The following is a 14,215-nucleotide window of genomic DNA, read 5'->3' as shown; positions in this document are numbered from 1 at the left end:
GGAGATGATTCATGTGATTTACGATTGCATTATTGTTGGTGGTGGACCCGCAGGCTTGAACGCAGCCCTTGTTCTTGGTAGGACAAGACGAAAAGTAGCTTTAATTGATAATAATCAGCCAAGAAATGCTGTTACCCATGCGTCACATGGTTTTATTACAAGAGACGGGGTTACACCAGCCGAGTTTCGTCGTATTGCGTATGAGGAGGTACTACGTTATCCGTCAGTTGAGCATATCCAGACTGAGATTATTTCGATTAACAAAAATGATTCTGGATTTGCAGTACTTGATTCGTTTGGTCGTCACATTGAAGCTCGCAGATTGATTTTGGCGACTGGGTTAAAGGAGGTCCTTCCTGAGATAGAGGGCCTACGTCCATTATACGGAAAAAGTCTGTTTAATTGCCCGTATTGTGACGGCTGGGAATTACGAGATCAACCCCTTGTCGTTGTTTCCGAAAATCCACATGTTTTTCATATGGCAAAAATGCTGCTCAATTGGAGTAAAGATTTGGTTATCTGCACGAACGGCCAGACATTCCTTTCAGATGAACAGAAAAAAAGTCTTGAGGCCAAGGGGGTTGTAGTCAAAGAATCATTAGTTTCCTCTTTTATGGGTCATGACGGGCAACTTCAGGCGGTTCGTTTTGCGGATGGTACTGAGATCATAAGAACGGGAGGGTTTATTGCTCCGAATTTGATCCAAACGGCATCGATCGTAGATCATTTGGCTGTAGAGCGGAATGATTCTGGTGGGTTTAGCACAGATGGTGCGGGGAGAACCTCGATTCCAGGATTATATTCGGCTGGAGATGTTTCTTATTTTATGCCTTCTCAGCTAGTGTTTGCCGCGGCTGACGGGAGTCGGACAGCTATGAGTGTAAATATGGATCTTACAGAAGAAGAATTTGAACTTTTTTAACGAATTATGGGTAGGAAGTTGAAAATAATAAGTATGCATGATAACATAATTACAAATTAATGATCGGAGTTGAAAAGTATAGTGTAGTAATTATTCTTGCGTCCTATGATGAATAAAACAACAACAATGGTTTATTTCGTTTGTTTTATTCTTTGTATGCAAGAAAGTTACTACTTCTTTTCACTCGAAAATATATCCATATCTAACTCCATTTGGGGCTGGATTTGCTGTATTTATTTGAGTCACAAGAAAGTAACTTTCTTGTGGCTTTTATTTTTTAAAATACAGGAGGATTATTTTATGTCATTAATAAATGTCACAAATCTAACCTTTGCCTATGAAGGCAGCTACGATAACATATTTGAGAACGTAAACTTTCAAATCGATACCGATTGGAAATTAGGTTTCACAGGGAGAAATGGTCGAGGAAAGACTACATTTCTTAGCTTATTGCTTGGAAAGCATGAATACAGCGGTAATATTTCTGCTCATGTCAGCTTTGAATATTTCCCTTTTCAGGTGAATAACAAGGAGCTTAACACCATAGATGTGATCAGCGAGATTTTTCCGGATTATATTCATTGGAAGTTAATGCGTGAGCTTTCTTTGCTAAAGGTTTCTGAGGATGTGTTATATCGTCCCTTTGATTCATTGTCTAACGGAGAGCAGACGAAAGTGCTGTTAGCCACATTATTCATTAAGGAAAATAGCTTCCTGTTGATTGATGAACCTACAAATCATTTGGATATGACAGCAAGAAAGCTTGTCAGTGATTACCTCAATTCAAAAAGTGGATATATTCTGGTCTCTCACGACAGATCCTTTCTTGATAATTGTGTGGATCACATCTTATCGATTAATAAAACTAATATAGAGATTCAAAAGGGCAATTTTTCTAGCTGGTGGGAGAATAAAGTCAGACAAGATAACTTTGAGTTAGCAGAAGACGAAAAACTTAGAAGAGATATCAAACGCTTGTCAGCATCATCTAAACGGACAGGTAACTGGTCACATGAGGTGGAAAAAACTAAAAACGGAACTAGAAATTCTGGATCTAAGTTAGATAAAGGTTATGTTGGGCACAAGGCCGCTAAAATGATGAAACGCTCTAAAGCCATCGAGCAAAGACAGCAATCTGCCATCAACGAAAAGTCTAAGCTTCTTAAAAATATTGAAAATTCTGAGAACTTAGAGATCACGCAGCTTGCTTATCATAAACGTCATCTTGCGGAGCTGGACAATGTTTCGGTTTTTTACGGAGAGAAAAGGGTATGTTCAGAAGTAAGCTTTACCATTGAGCAGGGGGAGAGAATTGCACTCTCGGGTAAAAATGGTTCCGGGAAATCAAGTATCATCAAATTGATCTGCGGCGAGGATATAGATTATACCGGCACCTTCACTAAGGATAGCCAGCTTATCATTTCCTACGTATCGCAAGACACTTCTGATCTACGGGGCGATTTAACAGATTATGCTAGAGAGAATGGGATAGATGAAAGTCTTTTTAAATCTATTCTGCGAAAGCTTGATTTCTCCAGAATTCAATTTGATAAGGATATTTCCACATACAGTGGCGGCCAAAAGAAAAAAGTCCTGATCGCCAAAAGTCTTAGTGAAAAAGCTCATTTGTATATTTGGGATGAACCGCTTAATTTTATTGATGTTATTTCACGTATGCAAATTGAAGAGCTATTGCTTGAATATACACCAACATTCGTTTTTGTGGAGCATGATCGCGAATTTTGCCATAATGTTGCCACGAAGATCATTGAACTTAGCTGATATTTTTAACATCGATTGAAAATTTCCAACTCTAACAGACCAATATTATTATATTAATAAAGATAATTATTATATATATTACAGTTATCCAATGTACTATAATGGTATAGTTAAACTTTATGATATGTAATTGATGCCTAAAGAAACAACCTATAGAATTGAACAACAGGAGGAAACAAGTTGAGTACACAGAGTGTGGGAATTCCATTAGAAGGTTTTGCAGAATTTAGCCGAACGGTAGCCGCTGAAGGTGCGGTACTGTTGAAGAATGATCATCAGGTGCTTCCGCTTGGTGAAAATGATAATGTTGCTGTATTTGGCAGAACTCAAGTGAATTATTATCGCAGTGGTACTGGTTCGGGCGGTAGTGTTCATGTTACTTATACGACCAACCTGCTAGGCGGTCTTCGCAGTAAAAAGAACCTTACGGTCAACGAAGATTTGGCAGCAGTATATGAGAAGTGGATTGCGCAAAATCCATTTGATAATGGTGGCGGCGTTTGGGCTGCAGAGCCATGGAACCAGAAGGAAATGCTTTTATCCGACGAATTGGTAGCAGAGGCTAGAAGAAAATCGAACAAAGCAATCATTGTAATCGGACGTACAGCAGGAGAAGATCAGGATAATGTCGATGGTTCAGGGAGCTACCAACTAACAGCTGATGAAAAGGCGATGCTGAAGCAGGTAACTACATATTTTGAGCAAACGATTGTTGTACTGAACGTCTCTAATATTATTGATATGAGCTGGCTGAACGATGAAAGTTATAAAAATCCGATTTCGTCTGTCATCTACTCTTGGCAGGGGGGAATGGAAGGTGGTAATGCAATTGCGGACGTGCTGGCTGGAGAAGTGACTCCAAGCGGTAAATTAACAGACACGATCGCATATTCCATCAACGATTACCCGTCAACACATAACTACGGCAATGAATTTACAAACCTTTATCAGGAAGATATCTATGTTGGTTATCGCTATTTCGAGACATTTTGCCCAGAAAAGGTTCAATATGAGTTTGGTTATGGAATATCGTATACCAAGTTTAAGCTCGAGCCAGAAGAAGCAAAACTTATTAACAAAGCTGGCGAACTTAATGTTGAAGTCGGCGTAACCGTAACCAATACAGGAACTACCTTTGCTGGAAAAGAGGTCGTTCAGGTCTATTATGAAGCTCCACAAGGAAAATTGGGACAGCCTGCTAAAGCTTTGGCAGCATTCGCAAAAACAAAAGTCCTTCAGCCAGGCGAAGCACAACGTCTTACTGTGAGTTTTCCTGTTCATTCTATGGCTTCCTATGATGACGCTGGTGTGACAGGGCATGCTTCTGCTTATGTGCTAGAAGAAGGCACGTACCGCGTGTTTGCGGGAACGAGTGTTAAAAAAGTGGAGGAAGTCAAGGTTGAAGGGAATAGCGGCTATGTCGTGGAAACTCTTCAAGTTGTGGAACAGTTACAAGAAGCTCTTGCACCAACGCAAAGCTTTACAAGAATGCAACCTGGCGTTCAAAATGCAGACGGTTCGTATGAACTTCTGTATGTAGAGGTTCCAACACGCAAGATTTCGTTAGCAGAACGGATCGAGAGCAATCTACCAATAACGATCTCCCAGACAGGCAATCAAGGGCATAAATTAAGAGATGTATTTGAACAAAAAGTTAGTATGGAAGCTTTTATTGCCCAGCTTAGTGACGATGACTTGGCTGCCATTGTCCGGGGTGAAGGCATGAGCAGTCCTTTAGTTACACCGGGTACAGCTTCTGCATTTGGAGGAGTAAGTGATAGTCTATATAACTTAGGAATCCCTGTTGCATGTACGGCAGATGGTCCTTCAGGAATTCGTATGGATAGTGGAGCAAAAGCGACTCAGGTTGCGATCGGAACGCTTCTTGCAGCTACTTGGAATGCCGAATTAGTCGAAGAGCTGTATGTGTTAGAAGGACAAGAGTTGGTAAGAAACAACATAGACACCTTGCTTGGACCAGGTCTGAATATTCGTCGCAGCCCGCTTAATGGCCGCAACTTTGAATATTTTTCTGAAGATCCTTTGATCTCTGGGGTGTTTGCCGCTGCATGTACACGTGGGATTATGAAAGGTGGCTCTAATGCCACACTGAAGCATTTTGCCTGCAATAATCAGGAGAAACATCGCAGTAAGGTTGACGCTGTTGTGTCGGAACGTGCGCTTCGCGAGATTTATTTGAAAGGTTTCGAAATTGCTGTGAAGCAGGGTGGGGCAAATTCAATTATGACCTCTTATAACCCTGTTAATGGACATTGGGCCGCTTCAAATTACGATTTGAACACTACAATTCTCCGCGGAGAATGGGGCTTCAAAGGTATTGTCATGACAGACTGGTGGGCCATCATGAATGATGTCGTTAATGGTGGAGCTGCAGACCGGAAATTTACAAATTGGATGGTCCGTGCACAAAATGACCTGTACATGGTTGTAGCTAACTATGGCGCCGAAATTAATGGATGGAATGACAACACCATTGAATCCTTGGAAAATGGATCTTTGACTAGAGGAGAGCTGCAACGTTCTGCAATGAATATTTGTGAGTTCATCATGCATGCTCCAGTATTCTCGAGAAAACAGCAAATTGTTGAAACGGTTGAGTCGTTTAAGGCTAATCCTTCACTTACTGCAGAACAAGTACAATCCTTATCTCAAAATCCACAGGTTAAGCCAGCCGTTGAAGGATCGACTTTCTTTGAAGTTGGCCAAGCTGGTCAATATCGGATCCTCGTGCATATCATGTCAACAGAGCCTGAGCTGGCTCAAAGTGCATGCAATGTTAATTTGAATGATCAATTGATGACAACCATTCAAACCAACGGGACAGAAGGTCAATGGATTAGACAAAAGCTTGTGAAAGTAGAACTCGAAGCAGGTCTTTATGAAATGAAACTGGAATTCATTAAACCAGGTTTACAGATCGACTGGATCGAATTTAATAAAGTTGACTAAGTAGCTCTAAATATAAGTTAAAGGAAAAACCCTGTGCTAATGCGCAGGGTTTTCTTTTGGTAAGCGATTAGTTTAAAGTTGAAACTACCTTATTCTGCTTGGAACTGGAACCACTTAAAGTCAAACTGGCTCCCCGGTAGAAATATAAAGGTGACGGTTTGTGGACCGGTTACGCGCTCCAACACAAATTCTCTTTCGCAATAATCACTTGACTGTGTAAACTCCACAAGCTGTCTCTTTTCACCCTCTGGTCCGCTAAATAGAATATGCAGAGTATTTTTATCGATAGGCGAATGCCCGCATAAGGTTAGTTTAGTGCTTCCAGTATCACCGAAGTCCATATCTTTAAAGATGAGAGAGACGTTGTTACCAATATTTTTGATTTGTCCATCTGCCAGTGTAAAGGAATCTCCATAAATCTGATTGTATTCCAGAACGTTAAGTTGTTCGTACGCTTTTAAAGGTTTGTTAAACTGAAAGCCCTTGAGATGAATCTTTTTATGAAGAACAAAACAAAGGGTGGTGACACCTTTTATTCGCTCAGGTAATGAGTAGGTTTCCTCTTGATATACATTCCATATAGAAGGTTTTTGATAGGTTACCTGTGTCAGCAGAGCTGCGTTTGGAGCATCCGGAGTACCTTTCCATATATCAATCGTATATTTATCGTTATCTAGCGCGAAGATAGGAAGGGTAAGTTCAGTAGCTCCATAATCACCGAAATCGATGTTGTCGAAACAGATCCAGCTTTCTCCTTCTCTTGCAGTAGCCACTCCGCGTTCATTCCCATTTGTTAAGTTCCGGCTCGTATTGCTATGATAACCAGCGGAAACAAACTCATAAGGATTCAAAAAGGCCGCTCCCATATCTCGAATATGGAATTCCATAAGCGAGTACAGGCGCACTTGATCTGCACCGTTTTTCGTTGCACACCGTACATAGACGTCTCCGTCTCCCAAAGCCGATATTACTGCTTCATGCCCATTTGCCTCAAGAACGGCTATATTGGCGTCAATGCCGGCAGCATTCGTAACTCGCCATTCAATTTCCTGATAGGTTGCGTTCTCTGGATGAATTTGCACACGAACCGGAAGTGCTCGGGTGTCCTTCGTTAGTTGATTTCCTTGTGGGCATATGATTTCCAGCTTGCGAACGGGAATTTCATCTGATAAATAGTCTTGGGATAACTCGCTCACATCCGATAGTGATTGTGACGAATGCTGATAAAGTACAAGCTCTTCGTCCTTAGAATGATCTAGCTCTCGTGCTTCGGCAGTCAGTGTAAGCTCAGCGGACTGTAAGCCTTGGGAAGATGCACGTACAACGATTTTACCTGGCTCCAATGAAGAGGCAATGACTGCAAGCAATTTTCCACTGAACATCCGGCGACTTGTTCCTTTATATGAATCGTAGTCAGTGCTGTCACCATTATCCAAACCAACAAGACGCCCCGGTCCTTCTACAGAGATTTGGATACGATTATTGGCGTTCTCCACGGGACGTCCTTCTTGATCGAGGGTCGAGATCTCAACAAATACCAAGTCCGATCCGTCAGCAGTGATCTGAGTTTTATCAGGCTTCATGACCACAGTAGTTGAATCTCCGAAAGAAGTTACCGTATCTTCAGCGATCTGTACTCCGTGTTCATCATAAGCGACTGCTCGTAGAGTACCTTCGCTAAATGGGAGCTGCCATTCCCCAAGCAGCTTTTTACCATGTTTATGGTCAATGTTAAAAGTGCCCATGGATTGATCATTAAAGAACAATTCGATTTGTGGTGCGTTGGAGCATACTCGCACATCAATAAGCTGCCCTTCAGAGAAATCCCAGTATGGAAAAATATGAATCATCGGGGCGACCTTGTAATCCGTCCATTCTGCTTGATAAATATAATAGGAATCCTTTTTGAATCCCGCGGTATCCAGTTGACCGAAATACGAGTTTTTAGTGAAGTACGGGGTCGGCTCCCCGATATAGTCAAATCCAGTCCAAATAAATTGTCCCGGTGAGTAGGTCGCATCACGATCTGCAATGATGCAAGCTTCTGTGTTCTTGGCACCCCAGCTAGTGGAGCTATTTCCTAAAGCTGAGCATTGTTCATCATCGTCAGACAATACAGACTGAGCAAAAGGGAAGTGATAGATGCCTCTGCTCTGTACAGTAGACGATGTTTCACTGCCATAAATAATCCAGTCTGGATGTTCCTCATGATGCTGATCATAGTATTTTTCGGCATAGTTATACCCTGCGAACTTCACTAGATCTGCGCATTTCTGTGCATTCTCCCAAGGCATATAGTTGGAACCGATAGTAACCACTGCATTTCCTTTAGGGTCATGAACCTGCACCAGATCTCGTAATTCTATGGTTAACTCTTGGCCGCGTTCATCGGCATGGGTGTCGTATATTTCATTTCCGATACTCCACATGAGCATGGAGGGGCGATTTCTATCCCGGCGTACCCAACTGGCAATATCTTGTTTCCACCAATCCGGATAAAATCTGGCGTAGTCAAAAGGAGTTTTACTGCGTTCCCACATATCGAATGCTTCGGAAACTATGAGCACGCCCATCTCATCGGCTAGTTCCATCAATTCAACGGCTGGCATATTGTGGGCCGTACGAATAGCGTTTACGCCCATCTCCTGCAGGAGGATAATCTGTCTTTTTAGAGCTACCTTATTCACCGCAGCCCCCAAACATCCCAAATCATGATGTTGGCATACGCCATGAATCTTCACCTTTCGGCCATTCAAAAAGAAACCTTGTTGGCTGTCAAACTCCATCGTACGGAATCCGAAGGTTTGGACTTCTTCCTCGATCACTTGTTCGTTCTCTAACAGCTCCGTTTTTAGGTTATAACAGTAAGGCTGGTTAATATCCCAGAGCATTGGATTATTGATGGATAAGAGGGCAGAGCTGGGTACAGCAGACCCGACTTGTACTGGAATTTCATTTTCTACATGAGAGATACAAGTTCCTGAAGCATCTAGTATACTGTGACGAATTATGTAGTGCTTTGCGCTTTGCAATAGATCATTGCACAATACTTCGGTATCTACCTCAACATTCCAGACATCCTCTTTTTTGCGAGTAGAGATATAAATACCGTCAGGCACAATATGTGTCCCTGGATACGTCTTCAGCCATACACTCCGATAGATGCCCGCACCAGAATACCAGCGTGAGTTAGGAGACTCATGAACCACTTGAACATAGATTTCGTTGATACCTTCAATAATGTATGGCGTGATATCTAATTCAAAAGTGGAGTATCCATTTTTCCAGACGCCTGCGATATGGCCGTTCACATAGAGAGTGGAGTCCATGTATACGCCTTCAAAACGAAGCGACACACGGCTATTTGGCACGTGCTCATCTATAACTATGCTTTTACGGTACCAGCCTTCTCCGCTTTCATATAGATTATGTGTATCAAAAATTAGCCAGTCATGGGGTAAGGTTACGTCGATCCACTCCGAATCAGCTGCTATCACCGATTCTAAAGTAGACTTAAGCGGCTGTTTGCTGAATAACCAGTCATTATTTAATCTTGTTTTCTGACTCATGAATGAAGTTCTCCTTTATCTTTGGAAAATTTAGAAGTGGTTATTAACGATGTGAATGATTTCCGTAAAGCCTTTGTATTCTTTTTTATCATATCAAAGATTTTGCAAAAAGACATTCACGAAGAAGAGTAAAAAAAACGTTATAACAAAGCTATTGAAATCGCATTCAAAATGATAACATGTCATTGGTAAATTATCTATTTATTTCTTAATATATCTTTTATTGCGGAGGATGAAATTTATACAAAAACAGTACTAATGAGCGATACAGAGAAGTATCTCTGGTCTATGAAAAATGTTTTTGCTACAGAAGATAATGAAAGTGAGGGAAATTGCCTGGTATACCAATCAAGATGTGGCGGCTTATTGCTGATTAAATACTTTACAAATACTTGTCTGCATGTACTTGTGTTTGTTCGAATAAGTTAGAAAGAAGGACAGGACAAACCATAGGTGGAGATGCGTATAAATGGGGATGCGTAAACAAAGTTTTATTCGTGGCACGTTCATATTAACCGTGTCGTCATTTTTCACAAAAGGGCTTGGTTTTTTGAACGGAGTCTTGCTGGCACGTTTTTTGGGAGCAGAGGGAGTAGGGCTGCTTATGATTGCTCATCCACTGCTTCCCTTATTTATTACGCTGACAGAGCTGGGGCTTCCTGTTGCGATTTCAAAGCTTGTATCGGAAGCTGAGGTTAAGCAGGATGAAGCGCGAGTAAAGCGTATTCTCACTGTATCCTTAAGCATTACGGGTACGTTGAGTATTATATTAACTTTAGTGGCTCTATTTGGCTCCAAATGGATCGCATCGATTTTTTTGGCCGATCAGCGGGCGTATTATGCTATGGTTGCTATTACGCCGATCATTCCAATTATTGCGATGTCTGCTGTACTGAAAGGTTATTTTCGTGGAAAACAGAACATGAACCCACTTGCCTTTTCCGATATTATTGAGAATCTGGCGCAAATCATTGTCATTATCGGTGTTGTCAACGTTTTGCTGCCCTACGGTATTGCCTATGCGGCTGCTGGCGCGATGGCTGCCTCCGTTGTTGGGGAAGGTTTTGGTTTGCTCTATTTGTTCGCTGTCTTCAAATGGGCAAATCGAGGTAAGATCAAAACCTCTCCACCACATACGTCAAGAATTTCACTTAAAGGAGACAGTACGTTAAGAGATTTGCTGCGCATCGGCTTACCGATGACAGGCAGCGGTTTTATTCATTCTCTCTATCATGCCTTTTTACCACTGCTGATTACGAAAAGTCTAGTACTGTTTGGTGTAGGTGTTGAGATGGCAACCAAGCAATTCGGACTTCTGGCGGGTTATGCTCTTCCCATGTTGTTTCTCCCCAGCTTCTTCACACAATCGTTGTCGACTGCATTAATTCCGGCGATCAGCGAAGCAAGTGTGAGCAACAATAGCAAGCTTATGCATAGTCGGATGGATATGGCTATGCGATCCGCGCTTATAGTAGGTTTTCCATGTACAATCATCCTGTACCTATGGGCTGTACCCTTAACGACTATGATCTACCATTCGCCAGAAGCGGGCGAGCTGCTAAGGTTAATTGCACCCTTATTTTTTCTTTATTATTTTGGAGCGCCACTGCAAGCAATTTTGCTTGGTTTGGGGAAAGCATCAACCGTTATGTGGAACCATATTCTTACGAATATTTTCGAAGTGATTGCGATCTTTGTTCTTGGTTCTAATATTGGAATCGAAGGGGTGGCCATGGGATTCGGACTGGGACTCTTGCTGCTGACACTGTTGAATTTTTTATCTGTGGCAGGAACGATCGGATTTTATTTTGACTTTCGTATTGTATTTAAGGTGGGAGCAGGAGGAATTGTCATGGCGCTTAGCGGGCTGGCGGCTCACGGAATTCTGGAACGATTGGACCTGGGGCAGATCATTGAACTGTTCGGAGCGTTGCTCGTTTCGTTAATCACCTATGCAGCAACATTGCAGGTAACCCGTGCTTGGGAAAGAGCACCGAAACCACCAACGATTACGCCTGTTTCTTGAATGGTGATCTTTCGGTACCGTGCTCCAAAAAGTAAATCGAGCAATGATGCAACCCTCTGTGTGCCAGTATGGAGGCGGATGAAGGAAATGGGAAGCAGCAATGTGTTTAACTGTATTTTGTACAGCTATAATCGTTCAAAGCAGTTGCGCATTGAAAATAGCTGTATTTCTTACATCTATTCTCATGAGATTAAGGCTTCTAGGTGATTTCTCTTGATTTTAATTGTATAGAATGCAGTTAAAGTCGGAGTTTTTCCCTAGCAATACGGATTAAGTGTATAAAATGCAGTTACTTAATAGCTTCCGTTAAAATCTTGCGCTACAAATATACGGAGTGGGGATATCAGAAGTTACAGTCATAATTTGCTGAGTCAAACCGCCAGTGATCCAAAATATCAGGCAGCGATCCTTGATTATCGGAGATCGCTGCCTGATTCTAATTAGCTTTATGCTAACTATCCTCGATTGACTCAAATGCAAAAATGGAGCTAGCTCATAAGTAATTTAAGTAATTCCTATAGGGCTGATCCAAATGGCAAGTTGGCTTGATAGGTAACATTTTGCGCACACGTATTTGCTATCGGACTCAGCTGACCTTAAGAGCAGATTTAGCTTACAATTGGAATTTTAACGGACACTATCGCAGTTATTACTATGAAAAACACCCGAAATGACTCTCTTTTTAAGGAATAGTTGCACTGGAGTCCTTAATCTAACTCAAAAGCCTACGCAAATAGCGTCTTCTGAGTCCGAAAAGCTCTAAGCTTGATCAAGACTGGGTGATTTAGGTAGGTGCAACGGACAAAAGCATTCATCTCTCGATTCATAACATCAGAGCAACGAGATTCTCCAGTAACGGACGATTGCTGCTCTGGCGATCCAAGCTTTTTCGAGACAGTTAAGAAGTGGAGCAGGACAACGCTAGTTATTACCGAGTATTACCGAGTATTATCCTTGACCGTATTTTTTTCTGTAATGACTCAATGTGAGTAGTGGCCAGATATAGCGGTAACTATGATAATTGGAATAGAAATTACCGGGGAGTCCAGCGCCAGTTGGATAAGAAGTTTTCCAATCCTCTTCATGAATAGACGTGATTAGTCTTTGAATCCCTTTTTCCACCGCTACTGTTGGCTCCGGCTGAACAGCGATGAGTGCATCAAGTGCCCAGGCGGTTTGAGAAGGTGTGCTTTCTCCTAAAGGAACATATTGTAGAAGCCGATCACTGTGACAAGACTCCCCCCAGCCGCCGTCCGAGTTCTGAATGCTTAGGAGCCACTTCACTCCTTTTTGCAACGTATCATGATTTATAGGGAGCCCAACAGCCTGCAGGCCTGTTAATGATGCCCAAGTGCCATAAATATAACAAACACCCCATCTTCCATACCACGAACCATCCTTCTCCTGATGTTGAATCAGCCATTTCGTACCCCGTTTAATGAACTCGTGTTGTGTATTTAAACCAGCGAAGTTTCCGAGAAACTCCAAAGTTCGTCCGGTAAGATCTGCTTCCGAAGGATCAATAGCTGCAGATTTAGCACCATCGATTGCGAGCCATGTGAGCATTTCTTTATTGGTGTTTTTTTCGAATGCCGGCCAGCCACCGTCGTTATTTTGCATCGATAGGACCCAATTCAGTCCACGATTCCATGATTCCAGATATGAAGGGTGAATTGTTGATAAGCTTCGGATGGCTCGCAAGGCTGCCGTTGTATCATCTACGTCCGGATTGATTGTATTAGACTCAGAGAATCCCCATCCACCGGGAACTGTATCCGGATTATGGATGCTCCAATCAGCAGTTTGATGATGCTGTTTATCCAGAAGATAAGCTGCAGCGTGTTTTATTCCTTTGTGATCAACCGGAATTTGAGCCTCTTGTAAAGCATAGGAGATTAACGCTGTATCCCATATTGTAGATGGAGAGTTTTGAATTGTAGTTTTATGATCTGATTGGCATTGCAGCGCGGTGAGACCTTGAATGGCCTTTGTAATTATTGGATGCTGCCGATCATAATCGAGAGCAAGCAGGGCAAAAACCATAAGAATTGTACTGCTGGCATAGCTGTAAAAGGTACCGTCGGATTCGATTCGCTGGAGCATATATTGCTCTGCTTTGTTTTTGGCAGCTTCATGTATGTAGTGTGGACTCCCGAGTAATCTGCTCAAACCCATTTGAATAACATCCTGCAGCTCCTGATATCCACGAGTAGGCGATTCATCTGCATCCAACCGTGTCTCCATAAGATCTGACAGATCAGGAGCATGGGCTGTAGTGATCGAAAATCGCCGATCGGCCATAATGAGCATAGGAGTGAGGTGTACCCTAGAGTAGCCAGAGAATTCGAAATAGTTAATAGGGAAGTAAGACGGAAACAAAAGCACCTCCAGTGGAATCGAAGAAATTGCTAAAGGCCACTTGCTTTGACCCGTTGCGGCGAGAATGACTCTAGTTAAGATACTTGTGACTTTGCCTAATCCACCTTTAGACAGTATATAACGCTTAGCCCGCAGTATTGGCTCGTCTGTTATCTTACTGTACCCAGAGTAGAGCAGGGCATAATAAGCTTCGACCGATGTGGATAAGTTCCCAGCTTCTTCGTCCTTATATAACTGCCAGAAACCCTCTCGCTGTTGTGCGTCAAGAATGCGTTCATGTAGCTGCCGAATGAGGGTTTCATTCTGTCGGTTCAACACCCTAAAGAGAATGATCATATAAGCATCGATCACAATCCCGTTCTCAAAACAAAAATGCCATGAGCCGTCATCCTTCTGCTGTTGTAGCAAGAACGTTGTCAAACGTTCGATTTCTTTATCTACTTTTCTTAGTATATCCGTCATTTTTTGGGTTCCTCCGAAGGCATCATTTTTAACATTATATGAAGTCGGAGAACAGGTCATGAAAAAGAGCTGCTTAGTCGCTTTTACGCAACTTTGCAGCTCTCT

Annotated in this window: 6 protein-coding genes; 4 read left to right on the top strand and 2 right to left on the bottom strand. The window is 42.2% G+C overall.

What is annotated here, in order from left to right:
- The first annotated feature begins 13 nt into the window (after positions 1–13).
- The 3 genes from NST45_RS12625 to NST45_RS12615 all read left to right on the top strand — a co-directional run bounded on the left by NST45_RS12625 (position 14) and on the right by NST45_RS12615 (position 5,674).
- The gene (locus NST45_RS12625) at positions 14–922 is read left to right on the top strand and encodes an NAD(P)/FAD-dependent oxidoreductase (RefSeq protein WP_339825808.1); all 909 of its coding nucleotides are present in this window, start codon (positions 14–16) and stop codon (positions 920–922) included.
- A gap of 300 nt (positions 923–1,222) precedes the next feature.
- A complete protein-coding gene (locus NST45_RS12620) occupies positions 1,223–2,704 on the top strand; it encodes an Lsa family ABC-F type ribosomal protection protein (protein ID WP_339825805.1) in 1,482 nt (493 codons plus the stop codon).
- A gap of 180 nt (positions 2,705–2,884) precedes the next feature.
- The gene (locus NST45_RS12615) at positions 2,885–5,674 is read left to right on the top strand and encodes a glycoside hydrolase family 3 C-terminal domain-containing protein (RefSeq protein WP_076272532.1); all 2,790 of its coding nucleotides are present in this window, start codon (positions 2,885–2,887) and stop codon (positions 5,672–5,674) included.
- A gap of 89 nt (positions 5,675–5,763) precedes the next feature.
- Here NST45_RS12615 and NST45_RS12610 read toward each other — a convergent pair whose 3' ends face one another.
- Positions 5,764–9,243: a sugar-binding domain-containing protein gene (locus NST45_RS12610; protein WP_339825801.1), complete on the bottom strand. Its 3,480-nt coding sequence runs from the start codon at positions 9,241–9,243 to the stop codon at positions 5,764–5,766.
- A gap of 469 nt (positions 9,244–9,712) precedes the next feature.
- Here NST45_RS12610 and spoVB point away from each other — a divergent pair, with 469 nt between their 5' ends.
- Positions 9,713–11,269, top strand: a complete 1,557-nt coding sequence (gene spoVB, locus NST45_RS12605) for a stage V sporulation protein B (RefSeq protein ID WP_076099270.1) — start codon at positions 9,713–9,715, stop codon at positions 11,267–11,269.
- Positions 11,270–12,217: 948 nt separating this feature from the next.
- Here the strand turns inward: spoVB and shc are convergent.
- The gene (shc, locus tag NST45_RS12600; RefSeq protein WP_076144166.1) at positions 12,218–14,110 is read right to left on the bottom strand and encodes a squalene--hopene cyclase; all 1,893 of its coding nucleotides are present in this window, start codon (positions 14,108–14,110) and stop codon (positions 12,218–12,220) included.
- Between the last annotated feature and the right edge of the window lie 105 nt (positions 14,111–14,215).

Origin of the sequence: Paenibacillus sp. FSL R7-0163 (assembly GCF_037969975.1) — a bacterium.
Lineage (GTDB): Bacteria > Bacillota > Bacilli > Paenibacillales > Paenibacillaceae > Paenibacillus_AQ > Paenibacillus_AQ odorifer.
This window is presented reverse-complemented; position numbering and strand designations above follow the sequence as displayed.

Coding starts and splice junctions, on each gene's coding strand:
- NST45_RS12620 (WP_339825805.1), top strand. CDS start 1,223: ATGTCATTAATAAATGTCACAAATCTAACCTTTGCCTATGAAGGCAGC.
- NST45_RS12610 (WP_339825801.1), bottom strand. CDS start 9,243: ATGAGTCAGAAAACAAGATTAAATAATGACTGGTTATTCAGCAAACAG.
- spoVB (WP_076099270.1), top strand. CDS start 9,713: ATGGGGATGCGTAAACAAAGTTTTATTCGTGGCACGTTCATATTAACC.
- shc (WP_076144166.1), bottom strand. CDS start 14,110: ATGACGGATATACTAAGAAAAGTAGATAAAGAAATCGAACGTTTGACA.